This is a genomic window from Streptomyces sp. NBC_00414 (assembly GCF_036038375.1).
GTDB lineage: Bacteria > Actinomycetota > Actinomycetes > Streptomycetales > Streptomycetaceae > Streptomyces.
Genome location: NZ_CP107935.1, coordinates 3458935 through 3478155, shown reverse-complemented (window position 1 = coordinate 3478155; position 19221 = coordinate 3458935). Strand labels below are relative to the sequence as shown.

Here is a 19221-nt window from a genome sequence, read left to right as displayed (position 1 = left end):
GTCATAATTCTCGTGGCGTACGAGGGCGGTCTGAAGGGGGAGACATGGGAGATCCGGTCGCGGCACCGAAAGAACCACGGCATTCGCGAGCCGGCGCCGCCGAAACGTCGGTGGGCTTCGACGTGCTGGACCGGCAGATCCTGGAGCTGCTGCAGAGCGACGGCCGGATCAGGCTCAGCGAGCTGGGCCGCCGGGTGAGGCTGTCCCCGGCGGCGGTCGCCGAACGCGTCCGCCGTCTGGAGTCGGCCGGCGCCGTCACCGGCTACGGCGCCCACGTGTCGCCGGCCCGCCTCGGCTACGGCATCCAGGCCTTCGTCCGGGTCGACCCGCACGGCGGCTACACGCTGAAGCACCCGAGGACGCTGGAGCTGCTGGCCCGCCCCGAGATCACCGAGGCCCACCACGTCGTCGGTGAGGACTGCTGGATCCTCAAGGTCGCGGTGGAGGACACCGTCCACCTGGAGGACGTACTGGAGCAGACCGCGGCCCTGGGCCGTACGACGACGTCGATCGTGCTGTCGTCCCCGGTGGAGCGCAAACCGCTGCTGCCGCCCGTCACTCGCTGACCGTCTGCTCCGACCTGGGCTTCTTGCCTTGACGTGGGCGTCAAGGACTACCGTCCTGGCATGCGAATCGGCGAGCTGGCGGAGCGGGCCGGGACCACCACTCGGACGCTCAGGTACTACGAGTCGCGGGGGCTGCTGCCCGCGCGGCGGGGGAGCAACGGGTACCGGACGTACGACGAGGACGATCTGAAACTGCTGCGGCAGATCAGGACGCTGCAGGACTTCGGGTTCGACCTGGAGGAGACGCGGCCCTTCGTGGAGTGTCTGCGGGCCGGTCATCCAAAGGGCGACGCCTGTCCGGCCTCGCTCGCCGTGTACCGGCGCAAGCTCGGCGAGCTCGACGCGCTGATCGGCGAGCTGCGGTCGGTACGCGAGCAGGTCGGCGGGCAGTTGGCGCGGGCCGAGCGGGCGATGGGCGGGCTGGCGTCCGAGGCGGCGGTTCCGGGTGGTCCGGAACCGGTGTGTGAGCTGGGAGGGGAGACGCGGTGATCAAGGCGGCAGGTGTGGCCGAGGTGACGGACGCGGATTTCGAGGCGGAGGTGATCGGGGCGGAGCTGCCCGTGCTGGTGGAGTTCACCGCGGACTGGTGCCCGCCGTGCCGGCAGATCGCGCCGGTGCTGAGCGCCATCGCCTCGGAGGAGGGCGACCGGCTCAAGGTGGTGCAGCTGGACGTGGACACGAATCCGGAGACCACGAACGCGTACGGGGTGCTGTCGATGCCCACGCTCATCGTGTTCCGCGACGGGCAGCCGGTGAAGTCGATGGTGGGTGCCCGGCCCAAGCGGCGGCTCCTCGAAGAGCTGGCGGACGTGATCTGACCGGGACGGAATAAAGAAATCCCCCGTCGGCAATTGCCGACGGGGGATTTCTTTGCGTATATTGAATGGTTCGCGACTTGCGTAAAGCGGGTCACGAAGAAGTTCACTGTTCGCAGTATATCCGGCCGGGAGTGGAATTGTCAAACAGGGCCTCGAACACAGACACAGACACAAACTCGACCAACGGATTGCCGGACGATGAATTGCGCGGCGAGCAGGAATTCATCGACGGTCTGTACGCGCGCGTCGACGCACTGCGCGGCGGAACCGAGGCCTCGGTGACGGACGCCCTCGCGCAGGGCAGCACACCCATGCAGGCCCGCCTCGAACGGGACGTCCTGGTCGCCGAACGCTCCGGCCTGCTCGCCGCGCTGAACGCGGTGGACGGCTCCCTCTGCTTCGGCCGGATCGACCTCACCACCTTCCCCGACGCCCCCGACGCCCCCGAGTCCTCGGACCCCTCCGGCTCCGCCGGTCTCACCCACCACATCGGCCGTATCGGTATCCGCGCCGACGACGTCGAACACACCCCGATCCTGATCGACTGGCGGGCCCCGGTCGCCCGCCCCTTCTACCTCGCCACCGGCCACACCCCCATGGGCCTGCGCCGCCGTCGGCACATCACCACCGAGGGCCGTGCCGTCACCGCCCTGCACGACGAGATCCTCGACCTGGGGGACCGGCTGCGCACGGGACACGAGGACCCGACCGGCGACGCCGTGCTGCTCTCCGCGCTCAACTCCGCGCGCACCGGCCGTATGAGCGACATCGTGCAGACCATCCAGGCCGAGCAGGACCGCATCATCCGCGCCCCGCACCGCGGAATCCTGGTGGTGGAGGGCGGCCCCGGCACCGGCAAGACGGCGGTGGCGCTGCACCGGGCCGCCTACCTCCTCTACGAGCACCGCGAACTGCTCGCCAAGCGAGCCGTCCTGATCGTCGGCCCGAACCCCGCCTTCCTCGGCTACATCGGCGAGGTACTGCCCTCGCTCGGTGAGACGGGCGTCCTGCTGGCGACCGTCGGCGAGCTGTACCCCGGGGTGCGGGCGAGCGCCTCCGACACCCCGGAGGCCGCCGCGGTGAAGGGCCGCGCCGACATGGCCGACGTCCTCGCCGCCGTCGTGCGCGACCGCCAGTCCCTGCCCGACCCGGTGATCGCCATCGAGCACGACCGGGACATCCTGATGCTCGACGCCGGTCTCGTACGCGTCGCCCGCGACCGCACCCGCGAGGTGCGGCTGCCGCACAACGTGGCCCGCGAACACTTCGAGGGCCACATCTTCAACACCCTCACCGACATGCTCGCCGAGCGGATCGGCACGGACCCCTTCGACGGCACGAACCTGCTCGACCCCAGTGACATCACCCAGATCCGCGACGATCTCGCCGAGAACCCCGAGGTCTGGGCGGCCATCGACCAGTTGTGGCCGCGCGTCACCCCGCGGCGCCTCGTCGCGGACTTCCTCGCCGAGCCCGACGCGTACCTCACCGAGGAGGACGCCGACGCCGTCCGCCGTCCGGTCACCCGGGCCTGGACGACCTCCGACGTGCCCCTCCTCGACGAGGCGGCCGAACTCCTCGGCGAGGACGACCGGGTGACGAAGGCCGCCGCCGAGCAGGAGCGGGACCGGCAGGTCGCCTACGCGCAGGGCGTGCTCGACGTCTCCTACGCGTCCAGGACGTACGAGTTCGAGGACATCGACGCCGAGGACGCGGAGGTCCTGTCGGCGCACGACATCATCGACGCCGAGCGGATGGCCGAACGCCACGAGGAGGACGACCACCGCAGTGCCGCCGAGCGGGCCGCCGCCGACCGGACCTGGGCGTTCGGGCACATCATCGTCGACGAGGCGCAGGAGTTGTCGCCGATGGCCTGGCGGCTGCTGATGCGGCGCAGTCCCACGCGGTCGATGACGCTGGTCGGCGACCCGGCCCAGACGGCCGAGGCGGCGGGCGTCGGCTCCTGGTCGGAGATCCTCTCCCCTTACGTCGAGGACCGCTGGGAGCACACCCGGCTCGCGGTCAACTACCGCACGCCGTCCGAGATCATGGACGTGGCGGCGGCCGTTCCGCGGGCCGAGCGGCCCGACTTCGAGCCGCCCAGTTCGGTGCGGTCCACGGGGGTACGGCCCTGGGCGCGGGAGAGTTCCGAGCTGGCCGGTGCGGTGGAGAAGGCCGTCGCCGAGCTGGCTCCCGCCGAGGGGCGGCTCGCGGTGATCGCGCCGCGGGAGCTGCATGGGGTGCTGGCCGGGCGGCTCGACGGGGTTGTGGCGGGGGAGTCGCCCGATCTGACCCGTGGGGTCGTGCTGCTCGACCCGCGTCAGGCGAAGGGGCTGGAGTTCGATGCGGTGCTGGTGGTGGAGCCGGCCCGTTTCGGAACGAGTGACCTCTATGTGGCGTTGACCCGGGCCACGCAGTCGCTCGGCATCGTCCACGCGGAGCCGTTGCCGAAGCCGTTGCAGGAGGCTCTGCCGCCCACCACCTGACCTTCCTCCGCCCCCGCCGCCCCTACCCGTTCCCGTCCCGCATGGGGGCTGCGCCCCCTCGCCCCCGTTGTCCTCAAACGCCGGACGGGCTGAAAGACGTCCGCCGGTCCGGCTGCATCTCAGCCCGTCCGGCGTTTGAGGACCGGGGGTTCGGGGGCAGCGCCCCCGAGTCGGTGACGGGACGGGTAGGGGCGGCGGGGGCGAGGAAAGGGGGCTTATGCCGGGCGGAGCCACACCGTGGAGAGGGGTGGCAGGGTCAGGCGGATGCTGGCCGGGCGGCCGTGCCAGGCCAGGTCGTCCGGCTTGACGGCCCCGGCGTTCCCCACGTCACCCCCGCCGTACCGCCCCGCGTCGGTGTTGAGCACCTCGTGCCAGGCGGTGACGTCATCGGGCACCCCGAGCCGGTACTCGTGCCGCACGACGGGCGAGAAGTTGGACACGGCGAGCAGCGGCGAGCCGTCGGCGGCATGCCGCAGGAAGGCGAAGACGTTGTCCTCGGCGGCATCCCCGGCGACCCACCCGAACCCGTCGGGGTCGGTGTCGAGCTCCCAGAGCGCCGGCACCTGCCGGTACACCGTGTTGAGGTCCCGGACGAGGTCACGCACACCCCGGTGGTCGGCCTCCGCGCCGTACGCCGGGTCGAGGAGCCACCAGTCGGGCCCGTGCGCCTCCGACCACTCGGCGCCCTGGGCGAACTCCTGCCCCATGAAGAGGAGTTGCTTGCCGGGATGGGCCCACATGAAGCCCAGATAGGCCCGCGCGGTGGCACGCTGCTGCCACCAGTCGCCCGGCAGCTTCGACACCAACGACCGCTTGCCGTGCACGACCTCGTCGTGGGAGATCGGCAGGACGTAGTTCTCGCTGTACGCGTACACCATCGAGAACGTCATCTCATGGTGGTGGTACTTGCGGTGGACGGGCTCGTGGGAGACGTAGTCCAGCGAGTCGTGCATCCAGCCCATGTTCCACTTCAGCCCGAAGCCGAGACCGCCGAAGCCGCCGGGACCGATGTGGTGGGTGGCCCGGGTGACGCCGTCCCACGCGGTCGACTCCTCGGCGATCGTGACGACACCGGGCTCGCGCCGGTAGACGGTGGCGTTCATCTCCTGGAGGAAGGCGACCGCGTCGAGGTTCTCCCGGCCGCCGTGGACGTTGGGTGTCCACTGGCCGGCCTCGCGCGAGTAGTCGAGGTAGAGCATGGAGGCGACGGCGTCGACCCGCAGCCCGTCGATGTGGAACTCCTCGCACCAGTACACGGCGTTGGCGACGAGGAAGTTGCGCACCTCGCGGCGCCCGTAGTCGAATTCGAGGGTTCCCCAGTCGGGGTGCGCGGACCGCAGCGGGTCCTCGTGCTCGTACAGGGGCCGCCCGTCGAACTCGGCCAGTGCCCACTCGTCCCGCGGGAAGTGCGCGGGCACCCAGTCCATGATCACGCCGATGCCGGCCCGGTGCAGCGCGTCGACGAGGTACTTGAAGTCGTCGGGGGTGCCGAGCCGGGCGGTGGGCGCGTAGAAGCCGGTGACCTGGTAGCCCCAGGAGCCGCCGAAGGGATGCTCGGCGACCGGCATCAGCTCGACGTGCGTGAAGCCGAGGTCGGAGATGTAGACGGGCAGCTGCTCGGCGAGCTGACGGTACGTCAGGCCCGGTCGCCAGGACGCCAGATGGAGTTCGTAGACGGAGAACGGGGCCTGGTGCGCGGGGCGGTCGGCCCGTCGCTCCATCCACTCCTGGTCCTGCCACTCGTGACGCGAGGCAGTGATCACGGAGGACGTGGCGGGCGGCAGCTCCGTACGACGCGCCATCGGGTCGGCCCGCATCGTCTTCGTGCCGTCGGGCCGGGTGATCTCGAACTTGTAGAGCTCACCCTCGCCGACACCGGGGGCGAACAGCTCCCACACCCCGGACGAGCCCAGCGAGCGCATCGGGAACGCGGTCCCGTCCCAGAAGTTGAAGGACCCCGAGATCCGTACCCCGCGGGCGTTCGGCGCCCAGACCGAGAAGCGGGTGCCGGCCACGCCCTGGTGCTCCATCGGCTCCGCGCCGAGGATCTTCCACAGCTGCTCGTGCCGCCCCTCTCCGAACAGGTGCAGGTCGAAGTCGCCGAGCGTGGGCAGGAACCGGTACGCGTCCTCGGTGTCCTGCACCGTTCCCTCGTACTCCACCGACAGCCGGTACTCCGGCACCTCCCGCAGGGGCAGTACGACGGAGAACAACCCCTCCCCGTCGTCGTGCAGTTCGGCCCGCAAACCCTCGGCGATGACGGTCACGCCGAGCGCGTACGGCCGCAGCGCCCGGAAGACCACCCCGTCGGGCACGGAGTGGGCCCCGAGCACGGAGTGCGGATCGTGGTGCGCGCCCCCGAGCAGCCGCTCCCGGTCGGCCCGGTCCAGCACGGCCAGCGACCGCACCTCCTGAGCGGGCTCCTGCACCTCCTGGACGGGCCTATGAGGGACGGCATCCTGAGGCGTCACTGGTGTCGCCAAGGGCGCGGCAACAGGTTCGGGGACGGGCACGGCAGCGGGTTCGGGGACGAGTGCGGGCTCCGTGACCTCGGCCCGTACGTCCTCCCGTACGTCCTCGACCGTGGGCTCGGCCTTCGCCTTCTCGGCGGCCTTGCCTGCGGCCTTGGCCTTGGCCTTCGAGCTCTTCGGCTTCTTGGCGGGCGGGTTCGGGCGGGGCGTCACGGGCGGAGCCTCCTCGGCACGGTGAGCGGTGGAGCGGGACGGGGTCAGGACGGTTCGGGAAGGGCCAGCCGGCGGACGGCCGCCATCGGCACGGGCAGCCAGTCGGGCCGGTGCCGTGCCTCGTACACGACTTCGTAGATCGCCTTGTCGGTCTCGTACGCGCGCAGCAGCACCGGATCCGTACGCGGATCACGCCCGCCCGCCTCGGCGTACCCGGAGCAGTACGCGGCCCGGCAGGCGTCGGCCCAGCCGGGCACGGCGGACGGAGTCGTCGCCTCGGGCCCGGCGGAACCGGGAACCGGGGGGAGCGAGTGCGCCGCGTAGTCGAAGGAGCGGAGCATGCCGGCCACGTCCCGCGCGGTCGGCTGGGGCATGCGACGCTCGGCGAGCGGCTTGGAGGGCTCGCCCTCGAAGTCGATCAGCGACCAGCTGCCGGACGGCGACCGCAGGCACTGGCCCAGGTGCAGGTCCCCGTGGATCCGCTGGGCCGTCCACGTCCGGCCCTCGCTCGCCAGATCGGCGAGCGCGTCGAACGCGGAACGCAGACCCGGCGCGTACGGCAGCAGCGCGGGCACCGCGTGGACGGCGGCCTCCAGCCGCTCGGCCATACCCTCCACGAGCAGCTCCATCTGCGCACGCCCCATGGTCACCTCGGGCAGCGCGCGGGCCAGCGCCACATGGACCTCGGCGGTGGCCCGGCCGAGCGCCCGCGCCGCACCGCTGAAGTCCTCGCCCTTGGCGAGTTCGCCCAGCGCCAGATCCCAGCCGTCCGAGGCGCCCTGCACGAAGGGCTGCAGCACACCGAGCACGTACGGCTCACCGGGATCACCTGGTTCGCCGGTCAGGTCCGCCAGCATCCAGGCGGCGGGAGCCGGAACCCGGGAGCAGCCCTCGCGGGCCAGCGCCAGCGGAAGCTCCAGATCGGGGTTGACCCCGGGCACGATCCGGCGCAGGAGCTTCAGGATGAACGTATCTCCGTAGACGAGAGAGGAGTTGGACTGCTCGGCCGTCACCAGCCGCGGCACCAGATCGCCCCGGATCTCCCGCGCCATGTCCCGCTCGAAGCGCAGCTCGCCGATGCGTGCCCGTTCCCGCAGGGCCTCCAGGAGGACATCGGCGGGCCGAGGATCGTGCAGCGCCTCGTACACGGTCAGCCCGGCCAGCGGTCCCTGTGCCGGACGGCCGATCAGCGCGGGCGCCAGCCGTGGCGGCAGGGTCTCGCGCACACCGAGCAGCAGTTGGTAGCAGTCGGCCGGATACGCGGGCGCGCTCTGCGTGGGCACGAGCGGCTGGTGCGCCCGTACGAGCAGATGGAGCAGCCCCAGTCTGGAGTTCAGAGGCAGCACTTCGGTCACCGAGACCAGGGAGAACCCGGTGACGGGACGGCCTTTGCCCGCGAACCACCGCTGCCGTGGAAGCCACTCGCGAAGCAGTGGATCGAGGGACGCGAGAAGGCCGGGGCTCGTCGAAGCGGAGTGCACTGAGCGGGTGACGGCTTCGGACATGGCGTCGCGTCCTTTCCCCGGAGTCGGGGTGTTACTACTGCGTGCCCAGGGCGGGGCGGGGGAAACCGCCCCGCCGTCCGTTGTGCAGGTCCTTCCCCAGGCCCTGCTAGACCGCGTCCTTGCGGAGGCGGAACCAGTAGAAGCCGTGGCCGGCGAGGGTGAGGAGGTAGGGGAGTTCGCCGATGGCGGGGAAGCGGACGCCGCCGATGAGTTCGACGGGGTGGCGTCCGTTGAAGGTCTGGAGGTCGAGTTCGGTGGGCTGGGCGAAGCGGGAGAAGTTGTGGACGCACAGGACGAGGTCGTCTTTGTATTCGCGGAGGAAGGCGATGACGGCGGGGTTGGAGGAGGGGAGTTCGGTGTAGGAGCCGAGGCCGAAGGCGGGGTTCTGTTTGCGGATCTCGATCATGCGGCGGGTCCAGTGCAGCAGCGATGAGGGGGAGGACATCGATGCTTCGACGTTGGTGACCTGGTAGCCGTGGACGGGGTCCATGATGGTGGGGAGGTAGAGGCGGCCGGGGTCGCAGGAGGAGAAGCCGGCGTTGCGGTCGGGGGTCCATTGCATGGGGGTGCGGACCGCGTCGCGGTCGCCGAGCCAGATGTTGTCGCCCATGCCGATCTCGTCGCCGTAGTAGAGGATCGGGCTGCCGGGGAGGGACAGGAGGAGGGCGGTGAAGAGTTCGATCTGGTTGCGGTCGTTGTCGAGGAGGGTGGCGAGGCGGCGGCGGATGCCGATGTTGGCGCGCATGCGGGGGTCTTTGGCGTATTCCGCGTACATGTAGTCGCGTTCTTCGTCGGTGACCATTTCGAGGGTGAGCTCGTCGTGGTTGCGCAGGAAGATGCCCCATTGGCAGCCGGAGGGGATGGCGGGGGTTTTCGCGAGGATTTCGGAGACGGGGTAGCGGGATTCGCGGCGGACGGCCATGAAGATGCGGGGCATGACGGGGAAGTGGAAGGCCATGTGGCATTCGTCGCCGCCGGCGGTGTAGTCGCCGAAGTAGTCGACGACGTCTTCGGGCCATTGGTTGGCTTCGGCGAGCAGGACGGTGTCGGGGTAGTGGGCGTCGATCTCGGCGCGGACCTGTTTGAGGACCTGGTGGGTGGCGGGGAGGTTTTCGCAGTCGGTGCCCTCTTCGGCGAAGAGGTAGGGGACGGCGTCGAGGCGGAAGCCGTCGATGCCCAGGTCGAGCCAGAAGCGCAGGGCGGAGATGATTTCTTCGACGACGGCGGGGTTTTCGAAGTTGAGGTCGGGCTGGTGGGAGAAGAAGCGGTGGAAGTAGTACTGCTTGCGGACGGGGTCGAAGGTCCAGTTGGAGGCTTCGGTGTCGACGAAGATGATGCGGGCGTCGGGGTACTGGCGGTCGTCGTCGGCCCACATGTAGTAGTCGCCGTAGGGGCCGGTGGGGTCGTTGCGGGAGGCCTGGAACCAGGGGTGCTGGTCGCTGGTGTGGTTCATGACGAAGTCGATGATGACGCGCATGCCGCGGTGGTGGGCGGCGTCGACGAATTCGACGAAGTCGGCGAGGTCGCCGAATTCGGGCAGGACGGCGGTGTAGTCGGAGACGTCGTAGCCGCCGTCGCGCAGGGGGGACTGGAAGAAGGGGGGCAGCCACAGGCAGTCGACGCCGAGCCATTGGAGGTAGTCGAGTTTGGCGGTGAGGCCTTTGAGGTCGCCGATGCCGTCGCCGTTGCTGTCCTGGAAGGAGCGGACGAGGACTTCGTAGAAGACGGCGCGTTTGAACCATTCGGGGTCCCGGTCCTTGGCGGGGGTGTCCTCGAAGGTGTCCGGGACGGGTTCGTTGACGATCATGTGGGTGACCCTCCGGTGGGCGGTGAGGACGGTCGCAGGACGGTCAGGACGTGCGCGGGCCGGTGTCCCGGCGTCAGGCGTACGTAGTTGGCCCTGCCCCAGTGGTAGGTCTCGCCGGTCAGCTCGTCGCGGACCGGCACCGACGCGTGCTCGTCGAGGCCGAGTCGTGGCATGTCCAACGAGACCGTGGCTTCCTGGGTGTGGTGGGGGTCGAGGTTCACGACCACCAGAACCGTGTTCGATCCGCGTTCATCCGTGACCGACTTTGAGTAGGCGAGCACCGCCTCCTTGTCCGTGTGATGGAAATGCAGGTCACGCAGTTGCCGAAGGGCGGGGCTGCGGCGCCTGATCGCATTGAGTTCGGCAATCAGGGGCGCGATGCTACGGCCTTCACGTTCTGCCGACTCCCAGTCTCGCGGACGCAGTTGGTACTTTTCGGAGTTCAGGTACTCTTCGCTGCCGTCGCGCACCGGCACGCCCTCGCACAGCTCGAATCCGCTGTAGACGCCCCAGGTCGGGGAGAGCGTCGCCGCCAGTACCGCGCGCAGTTCGAACGCCGCCCGGCCGCCGTGCTGAAGGAACTCGTGCAGGATGTCGGGGGTGTTGACGAAGAAGTTCGGCCGCATATAGGCGGCAGCGTCACCGGAGAGTTCGGTGAGGTATTCGGTCAGTTCCTGCTTGGTGTTGCGCCAGGTGAAATACGTGTACGACTGCTGGAAACCGATCGCGCCGAGCGTGTGCATCATCGCCGGGCGGGTGAACGCCTCGGCCAGGAAGATCACATCCGGGTCGGTGCGGTTGATGTCCGCGATCACCCGCTCCCAGAAGACGACGGGTTTCGTGTGGGGATTGTCGACGCGGAAGATCCGTACGCCATGGCTCATCCAGAACCGCAGCACTCTGAGCGTCTCCCGCACCAGGCCCGGCATGTCCCGGTCGAAGGCGATCGGATAGATGTCCTGGTACTTCTTAGGCGGGTTCTCCGCGTACGCGATCGTGCCGTCGGAGCGGTGGTGGAACCATTCCGGATGCTTCTCCACCCAGGGATGGTCGGGTGAGCACTGGAGGGCGAAGTCGAGCGCGATCTCCAGGTCCAGTTCCGTGGCCCGGCGCACGAACGCGTCGAAGTCGTCGATCGTGCCCAGGTCGGGGTGGACGGCGTCGTGCCCGCCCTCGGGTGAGCCGATCGCCCACGGCACCCCGACGTCGTACGGGCCGGGGTCCAGTGTGTTGTTCGGGCCCTTGCGGAAGGTCGTGCCGATGGGGTGGACCGGTGGCAGGTACACCACGTCGAAGCCCATGTCGGCGATGGCGGGCAGCCGCCGGGCCGCGGTCCGGAAGGTGCCGCTGACCGGTGGTTTGCCGGGCTCGACCACCGCGCCCTCCGAGCGCGGGAAGAACTCGTACCAGGAGCCGAACAACGCCCGCTCCCGCTCCACCTGCAGGTTCAACGGGTCGGCGGCGGTAACCAGTTCGCGCAGGGGGTGGCGCGCGAGGACGTGGTCCACGTCGGGAGTGAGCGCGGCGGCGAGACGGGCCGCCGCGGGACGGCCGGTGTCCCGTAGGGCCTCCACGGCCGCGAGGATCGCCTCACGCCGGCCCTTGCTCTTCGGCACCCCGGCAGCGGCACGCTCGTACAGCAGCGCGCCCTCCTCCAGGACGAGTTCGGTGTCGATGCCCGCCGGGATCTTGATCCGGGCATGATGGCGCCAGGTGGTGATCGGATCGCCCCACGCCTTCACCGTGTATGTCCAGTCACCGGCTTCCGGTACGGAGACGGTGGCGCCCCAGCGGTCGGTGCCGGGGGCGAGTTCGCGCAGGGGTGTCCAGGGGCCCGTGCGGCCCTCGGGGCCGCGCAGGACGACGTTCGCGGCGACCGCGTCGTGGCCCTCGCGGAAGACCGTCGCGGAGATCTCGAAAGCCTCTCCCACCACGGCCTTGGCGGGGCGTCGGCCGCCCACGACGAGAGGACGTACGTCCAGGACGGGGATGCGGCCGATCACGGGAGCACTCCCGGGAGTGGGGACGGCGGGGGCCGCGGGGGCGGCCTGCCCGGCGCCGGGTGCCGTGGACTTGGCCGGATCCGTGGGTCCGGTACGCCCGGTTTCTCCGGTCTTACCGGTCGGCTCGGTCGATTCCGCCGGAGCCGCCTTCACGGCGCTCCGGGCTTTCGGTGACTGTGGGCGGTCGGCTTTCTCCCCCGGATCCGGGGGTGGTGTGGTGCCGGGCGTCGGGGGTGGTGACGGCTGGTGGTGCTTGGCGGGCATGACCGCTCCTGTCCGCGTCAACGTGGGCGGGCGGATGAGAGTGTGGGGAGGTGGGTCCTGCGGTGCGTTACCGATGGAGCCTTCCCACCCCTTTCGGGTAGGCAATCCGGCACTTTGTTAACTACTCGCGCGTATGTCCACACACAAGACCGGCCTCGCCCGATGGGAATCCGCCACTGATCCGTCAAACATCTACCCGGGATTCGCGGGACGAGACCGGTCCGTGAATGAGCACTTGGTCAAGGGTTGTCGACCTGCAGGAGCCTGTTGGGGGAACCGAGGCCCACGTCGGACATCTCCCCGGAGGCGGCTCGCTCGGCGAGAGCCCTGCCGACCTCGGCCGGAGTCGCCGCGGGGTGGTCGGCGAGATACAGCGCGGCCGCGCCGGCGGCATGGGGCGACGCCATCGAGGTACCCGAGTGGGTAGCCCTCCCGGTGTCGCTCGTGTTCGAGGCGGAGGTGACGTCCACGCCCGGCGCGAACAGGTCCAGTCGCGCGCCCCAGTTGGAGAAGTACGCCCTGGCGTCCTTCTTGTCGCCCGCCCCGACCGTGATCGCCTCCTTGACGCGGGCCGGTGAGTAGAGGCTCGCCGGGCGGCCGTCGTTGCCTGCCGCGAGTGTGTAGGTGACGCCGGAGGCGATGGAGTTGCGTACGGCGGCGTCCAGTTGCGGGGTCGCTAGGCCGCCCAGGCTCATGTTGGCGACCGCCGGCTTCCTGGCATGTTCCGTCACCCAGTCGATACCGGCGATGACCTGCGACAGCGTGCCCGCCCCGTTGTTGTCGAGCACGCGGACGGCGACGATCCGTGCCTGCTTCGCGACCCCGTACGTGGTGCCAGCGATCGTGCCCGCCACATGCGTGCCGTGGCCCTGGCCGTCCTGGGCGACGGCGTCGTTGTCGACGAAGTCCCAGCCGGAGCCCGCCCGGCCGCCGAAGTCCTGGTGGGTGACGCGTACGCCGGTGTCGATGACGTACGCCGTCACGCCCTGCCCCGCGGACTCGGGCCAGGTGTAGCCGCTGTCCAGCGGCAGTTCCCGCTGGTCGATGCGGTCCAGGCCCCACGGCGGATCCGGCTGCCGGTGCTCGACGGTCACCGTGGCGTCCCGTGCGACCGAGGCCACCCGGGAGTCGGCGGCCAGCCGCCGCGCCTGCCGCTCGCCCGCCCGCACCGCGTAGCCGTTGAGCGCGGTGCTGTAGGTGTGGCTTATTTCTGCTCCGTACTCGGTGGCGACGGCCTTGCCCGCCTTCGACGGAGCCCTCGTTGCCCCTTTGAGCGTCACGATGTAGCTGCCGCTGACGGAGCCGGCTCTCGCGCTGCCGGATATCCGCCCCTCGGGAGCGGCGTGTGCGGTCGGAGCGGGAGCCGTGACGGCCGCGGCCGTCAGGACCGCGGTCAGGCCCCCCGCCCAGTGCAGCCGCCGCGTGCGCGTCACTGCCATGGTCTGCGTTCCCCTCGTCGACTCGGCGTGACCCGGCCGGGGTCGTGCGCCCGCGCCCTCGGCGGGCGCACGCGGGCCTCGCCGGACCTTGGAAGGGCCGTGCGGGCATGGCGGCCGGATCGCCATTCGGCAGCCTCTCGTGCGCCGCGAACCCCCACAAGACCACCCGCCGGGGTGGAATCGGCCATATCACCCGCCCTCCCCGAAGAGGCCTCGAAGAGCCCTCGAAGAGCGCCCCCGAAGGGGCGCGGGGAACTGCGCGCCCAGCCCTCACCGGGCCCGCGCTCTGATCACAGTGCACCCCGCCGAGCGCTTCGCGCCGTAGTTGCGGAGGCACCCTCGCCGCTACCGTCGTGGGTGACGAAGGGCGCACACCGACGTGTGTCCCTCACGGCCCTGGTTCGCCCCTCCTGATACGTCCTTTGTGAAGGTGGAAGCTCGTGAAGGCCATCCGCAGGTTCACCGTGCGTCCCGTACTCCCCGAAGCCCTCCACCCCCTCAGCGACCTGGCGCGCAATCTGCGCTGGTCCTGGCATGCCGAGACCCGTGACCTCTTCCAGTCCGTGGACCCCGAGCGCTGGACCGCCTCCGGATGCGATCCCGTACGCCTCCTCGGGAGCGTGTCGTCCGGGCGGCTGGCCCAGCTCGCGGACGACCGGCGGTTCCTGCGGCGGCTGGCCGCTGCCGCCGACGATCTCAACGACTACGTGACGGGGGACCGCTGGTACCAGTCCCAGCCGTCCGAACTCCCCGACGCCATCGCCTACTTCTCACCCGAGTTCGGCATCACCGCCGCGCTGCCGCAGTACTCCGGAGGCCTCGGCATCCTCGCCGGGGACCATCTCAAGGCGGCCAGCGACCTCGGCGTACCCCTGATCGGCGTCGGACTGCTGTACCGGCACGGATACTTCCGTCAGTCCCTGTCCCGGGACGGCTGGCAGCAGGAGCACTATCCGGTCCTGGACCCCAACGAACTGCCCGTCTCCCTGCTGCGCGAACCCGACGGCTCGCCCTCCCAGGTCTCCCTGGCCCTGCCCGGCGGCACGGCCCTGCACGCCCGGATCTGGCTGGCCCAGGTCGGGCGGGTCCCGCTGCTGCTGCTCGACTCCGACGTCGAGGAGAACGACCTCGGCGAGCGCGGTGTCACCGACCGGCTCTACGGCGGCGGCAGCGAGCACCGGCTGCTCCAGGAGATGCTGCTCGGCATCGGCGGGGTGCGCGCCGTCCGTACGTACTGCCGGCTGACGGGTCACGCGCGGCCCGAGGTGTTCCACACGAACGAGGGCCACGCGGGCTTCCTCGGCCTGGAGCGCATCCACGAACTGTCCGAGGAGGACCTCGACTTCGACGCCGCCCTCGAAGCGGTCAGGGCCGGGACCGTCTTCACGACCCACACCCCCGTGCCCGCCGGCATCGACCGCTTCGACCGGGAGCTGGTGGCCCGCCACTTCGGCCCCGACGCCGAACTCCCGCGCATCGACGTCGAACGCATCCTGCGCCTGGGCATGGAGACCTACCCGGGCGGCGAGCCGAACCTCTTCAACATGGCCGTGATGGGACTGCGGCTCGGCCAGCGCGCGAACGGCGTCTCCCTCCTGCACGGCCAGGTCAGCCGGGAGATGTTCTCCGGGCTGTGGCCGGGCTTCGACCCGGCCGAGGTACCCATCACCTCCGTGACGAACGGCGTCCACGCCCCCACCTGGGTGGCGCCCGAGGTGTTCCGGCTCGGCGCCCGCCAGATCGGCGCGCAGCGCACCGAGGACGCCCTCACCGTCGGCGGCTCCGACCGCTGGGACGCCGTCGCCGACATCCCCGACCAGGACATCTGGGAGCTGCGCCGCTCCCTGCGCGAGCAGCTGGTGACCGAGGTACGGGAGCGGCTGTACGCGTCCTGGCGGCAGCGCGGCGCGGGGACGGGCGAACTGGGCTGGATCGACGGCGTACTCGATCCCGACGTCCTGACGATCGGGTTCGCGCGCCGCGTCCCCTCCTACAAGCGCCTGACGCTGATGCTGCGGGACCGGGACCGGCTCATGGACCTGCTGCTGCACTCCGAGCGGCCGATCCAGATCGTGGTGGCGGGCAAGGCCCACCCGGCCGACGACGGCGGCAAACGCCTCGTCCAGGAACTGGTGCGCTTCGCCGACGACCCGCGCGTACGCCACCGCCTCGTCTTCCTCCCCGACTACGGCATGGCGATGGCGCAGAAGCTGTACCCCGGCTGCGACATCTGGCTCAACAACCCGCTGCGCCCGCTGGAGGCGTGCGGGACCTCAGGAATGAAGGCCGCGCTGAACGGCTGCCTCAACCTGTCGGTCCTGGACGGCTGGTGGGACGAATGGTTCGGGCCGGACTTCGGCTGGGCGATCCCCACGGCGGACGGCACCGCGGTCGACGACGACCGCCGCGACGAACTGGAGGCCTCGGCCCTCTACGAGCTGCTGGAACAGCGGGTGGCCCCGCGCTTCTACGAACTCGGCCGGGCCGGCCTGCCCGACCGCTGGATCGAGATGGTCCGCCAGACCCTCACCCACCTGGGCCCGAAGGTCCTGGCCGGCCGCATGGTCCGCGAGTACGTGGAACGGCTCTACACCCCGGCGGCCCTGGCCCACCGCTCCATGGACCACTCCGCCGCGCGGGAACTGGCGGTGTGGAAGGCCCGGGTGCGGTCGGCCTGGCCGCACGTCACGGTCGACCACGTCGAGACGACGGCCGTGACCGCGACGGCCGAGCTGGGTTCGACGCTGTCCCTGCGGGTCCTCGTCGGCCTCGGCGACCTGGCCCCGGACGACGTCGAGGTCCAGGCGGTCTCGGGCCGCGTCGACTCCGAGGACCGCATCACGGACGGCACGACCTTCCCGCTGAAACCGGCGGGCGGCCCGGACCCGGAGGGCCGCTGGCTCTACGAGGGCCCGCTCGCCCTCGACCGCACGGGCCCCTTCGGCTACACGGTCCGCGTCCTGCCGGCCCACCGGCTCCTCGCCTCCAACGCGGAACTGGGCCTGGTGGCGGTACCCGCGGAGGAGCTGGTGGAGGGGGCGGGGGTGCTGATGCGGTGACGCGGCGGCGCGGCGAGGTGTGCGCGCGGGCGCGGTCGCCCCGGTGCACACCTCGCCGCGCCTACGCCTCGTCGAACTCCGCGCACATCCGCCGCAGCACCACCCCGCACCGCCGCGCGTACGCGTGCTGCAGGCCGCGCGTGGCCGCCCCGCCCGCCTTCGTGTACCACTTCGCGGGGCGGCTGAAGGCGGTCACGGTCAGCCAGACCGTGCCGTCGCCGGTGCGGTCGACCACGAAGGCCTCCTCGCCGGACTCCGGGTGGCCGGGCAGGGTGCCGTAGGCCCAGCCGGCGCGGCGGGGTTCGTCGAGGGTCCACACGACGCGGCAGGGAGCCTTGATGAAGGAGCCCAGGCCGACCGTCACGTCGACACCCGGGGCCGCCTCCGCTGCGTCCGTCGTGATCGTGACGCCGGCCGCCTTGTGGAGTTCCCAGGTCATGACCGCCTGGGAGGCGGATTTGAAGACCTCGTGGCCCTCGCCTATGCGGCTGCGGACGTGCAGTGGGTGGAAGCCGGGTGGGCACCGGCCGTCGCGGGTCGCGCCCACATCCTCGTACGTGAAGGGCATGGGAACCAAGAGTAGGGCGGTACCCGGGACCGACCTCGTCCCGGGTACCGCCCGTGCCACTGCTGGGAGCGTTACGCGACGTTCACGCCGGACCAGGCCGCCGCCACCGCCTTGTACTCGGTGCTCGTCGAGCCGTACAGCGCCGACGCCGCGCTCAGCGTCGCCGTACGGGCGCCCGCGTACTTCGTCGTGGACGTCATGTACTCGGTGAGCGCCTTGTACCAGATCTTGATGGCCTTGTCGCGGCCGATGCCGGTGAGCGTCGTGCCGTTCGACGTCGTGGAGTTGTAGCTGACTCCGTTGATCGTCTTGGCGCCGCTGCCCTCCGAGAGGAGGTAGAAGAAGTGGTTCGCCGGGCCCGAGGAGTAGTGGACGTCGACCGAGCCGAGGCTGGAGGACCAGCTGTCCTTGGACGCGCCGTCCTTGGAGGGCTTGTCCATGTAACGCAGCGGGGTGCCGTTGCCGTTGATGTCGATCTTCTCGCCGATGAGGTAGTCGCCGACGTCGGACGAGCTGGCCGCGTAGAACTCGACCGCCGTGCCGAAGATGTCGGAGGTGGCCTCGTTCAGGCCGCCGGACTCACCGCTGTAGTTGAGGCCGGCGGTGTTCGCGGTCACGCCGTGGCTCATCTCGTGGCCCGCGACGTCCAGCGAGGTGAGCGGCTTGACGCTGCCCGCGCCGTCGCCGTACGTCATGCAGAAGCAGGAGTCCTGCCAGAAGGCGTTGACGTACGCCGTGCTGTAGTGGACGCGGGAGTAGGCCGCGACACCGTTGTTCTTGATGCCGGTGCGGCCGAGCACGTTCTTGTAGAAGTCCCAGGTGACCTGGGCCCCGTAGTGCGCGTCGACCGCGGCGGTCTGGGTGTTGGACGCGGCGCCCGTGCCCCAGGTGTCGTCCGCGTCGGTGAACAGGGTGCCCGTGCCGGAGGTGCCCTTGTTGAGGTTGTACGTCTTGTGCGAGCCGCGCGACGTGTCGTTGAGCTGGTACGTCGAGCCGGAGAGCGAGGTGCCGATGGTGACCTTGCCGGAGTACTGGCTGTTGCCGATACCGGTCTTGACCGCCTCCCACTCGTACAGCTTCTTGCCCGACTCGGCGTCGGTGACGACGTGCAGCTCCTGCGGGGTGCCGTCGTGCTGGAAGCCGCCGACGACCGTCTCGTAGGCCAGGACCGGCTTGCCGTCGGCCGCCCAGACGACCTTGCGGGGCGCCTTGTCGGCGGCCGACTTCTTGCTGCCCTCGGCCTTCGCGGCGGACACGGCCTGCTTCTCGGCCACGGACTTGGCGATGCCCGGGGTCACGTCGGAGACCTTGATGGTGGCCTTGGTCGCCTTGGTCACGCCCGTGGTCGCGCCGGCCTTGGTCTCGTGGACGACCAGGTCACCGCCGAGGACCGGGAGTCCCGCGTACGTGCGCTCGTAGCGGGTGTGGGTCGTGCCGTCGGCGTCCTTGAGGACGTCTCTGACGACCAGCTTCTCCTGGGCGCCGAGGCCTATCTCGTCGGCGGTCTCCGTGGTGGCGGCGTCGGCCTTCGCGATGAGGGTCGTACGGGCCGCGGGGGACAGCTGGACCGGGGCCGCGGCGAGGGTCGCCTCGGACGTCTCCGCCGGGGTCTGGGCGGAGGCACCGGAGGTGAGACCGGTGGTGAGCAGAGCACCGGCCGCGACAGCGGTGGCGATGGCCAGGGTGGTGCGGTTGCGACGCGCGTAGAGGGGGGTCACACAAGCTCCTTCGTGGGGGGTGACCGACCGTCATGGGGAAGCGGTCGGGCGACTGTGAAGTTGCGGTGCGGGCGTGCCGTACTGATCCGTGCTGTGCGAGGTGAACAGTGCCAGTTGGGTCGCGTACATGTCAGCGGGGCAAATGGAGGTTGGCCGGAAATCGTCCGCTGCCCGAAGATCCGCGTACGCATTGCGGACTTGATCGCCCGCAAAGGTCTGGCAATGGAACCGGAAGTCCGTGGCAAGACGGCGGCAAAGCCGGAGTAAAGAAGGTGCCGCCCCGGGGAGTCGCTCCCGGGGCGGC

The 19221-nt window shown here is 70.4% G+C and carries 12 protein-coding genes; 5 read left to right on the top strand and 7 right to left on the bottom strand.

The features are described 5' to 3' along the window. Positions 1-44 precede the first annotated feature (44 nt). From OHS59_RS14740 to OHS59_RS14725, 4 genes are all read left to right on the top strand, one after another. Positions 45-566 carry an Lrp/AsnC family transcriptional regulator gene (locus tag OHS59_RS14740; RefSeq protein ID WP_328493854.1) on the top strand — a complete coding sequence of 174 codons (522 nt, stop codon included), beginning with the start codon at positions 45-47 and terminating at the stop codon, positions 564-566. Between the two features lie 60 nt (positions 567-626). Next, entirely contained in the window at positions 627-1055 is a 429-nt protein-coding gene (locus OHS59_RS14735) for a MerR family transcriptional regulator (protein ID WP_328493853.1), read from the top strand. Further along, on the top strand, positions 1052-1384 hold the full coding sequence (gene trxA, locus OHS59_RS14730; protein ID WP_328493852.1) for a thioredoxin: 333 nt from the start codon (positions 1052-1054) through the stop codon (positions 1382-1384). The genes OHS59_RS14735 and trxA overlap by 4 nt, the downstream gene beginning before the upstream one ends. Before the next feature lie 203 nt (positions 1385-1587). Next, positions 1588-3870: a HelD family protein gene (locus OHS59_RS14725; protein WP_328499209.1), complete on the top strand. Its 2283-nt coding sequence runs from the start codon at positions 1588-1590 to the stop codon at positions 3868-3870. Positions 3871-4085: 215 nt separating this feature from the next. Here the strand turns inward: OHS59_RS14725 and glgB are convergent, their stop codons facing one another. The 5 genes from glgB to OHS59_RS14700 all read right to left on the bottom strand — a co-directional run bounded on the left by glgB (position 4086) and on the right by OHS59_RS14700 (position 13572). Then, positions 4086-6554 (bottom strand): 1,4-alpha-glucan branching enzyme, encoded by a 2469-nt coding sequence (gene glgB / locus OHS59_RS14720; protein WP_328493851.1) that lies wholly within the window; start codon positions 6552-6554, stop codon positions 4086-4088. A 44-nt stretch (positions 6555-6598) separates the two neighbouring features. Next, entirely contained in the window at positions 6599-8059 is a 1461-nt protein-coding gene (locus OHS59_RS14715; RefSeq protein ID WP_328493850.1) for a maltokinase N-terminal cap-like domain-containing protein, read from the bottom strand. A 106-nt stretch (positions 8060-8165) separates the two neighbouring features. Continuing rightward, entirely contained in the window at positions 8166-9866 is a 1701-nt protein-coding gene (gene treS, locus OHS59_RS14710) for a maltose alpha-D-glucosyltransferase (RefSeq protein WP_328493849.1), read from the bottom strand. Next, positions 9863-12133 carry an alpha-1,4-glucan--maltose-1-phosphate maltosyltransferase gene (locus OHS59_RS14705; protein WP_328493848.1) on the bottom strand — a complete coding sequence of 757 codons (2271 nt, stop codon included), beginning with the start codon at positions 12131-12133 and terminating at the stop codon, positions 9863-9865. The genes treS and OHS59_RS14705 overlap by 4 nt, the downstream gene beginning before the upstream one ends. 239 nt (positions 12134-12372) lie before the next feature. Further along, on the bottom strand, positions 12373-13572 hold the full coding sequence (locus OHS59_RS14700) for a S8 family peptidase (RefSeq protein WP_328493847.1): 1200 nt from the start codon (positions 13570-13572) through the stop codon (positions 12373-12375). Positions 13573-14012: 440 nt separating this feature from the next. Between OHS59_RS14700 and OHS59_RS14695 the strand changes: the two genes are divergently transcribed. Continuing rightward, entirely contained in the window at positions 14013-16631 is a 2619-nt protein-coding gene (locus OHS59_RS14695) for a glycosyltransferase family 1 protein (RefSeq protein ID WP_328493846.1), read from the top strand. 61 nt (positions 16632-16692) lie between these two features. Here OHS59_RS14695 and OHS59_RS14690 read toward each other — a convergent pair whose 3' ends face one another. Both OHS59_RS14690 and OHS59_RS14685 read right to left on the bottom strand, forming a co-directional pair. Further along, positions 16693-17199, bottom strand: a complete 507-nt coding sequence (locus tag OHS59_RS14690; RefSeq protein WP_328493845.1) for a DUF1990 family protein — start codon at positions 17197-17199, stop codon at positions 16693-16695. A 71-nt stretch (positions 17200-17270) separates the two neighbouring features. Then, positions 17271-18917, bottom strand: a complete 1647-nt coding sequence (locus OHS59_RS14685; protein ID WP_328493844.1) for a M4 family metallopeptidase — start codon at positions 18915-18917, stop codon at positions 17271-17273. Positions 18918-19221 lie beyond the last annotated feature (304 nt).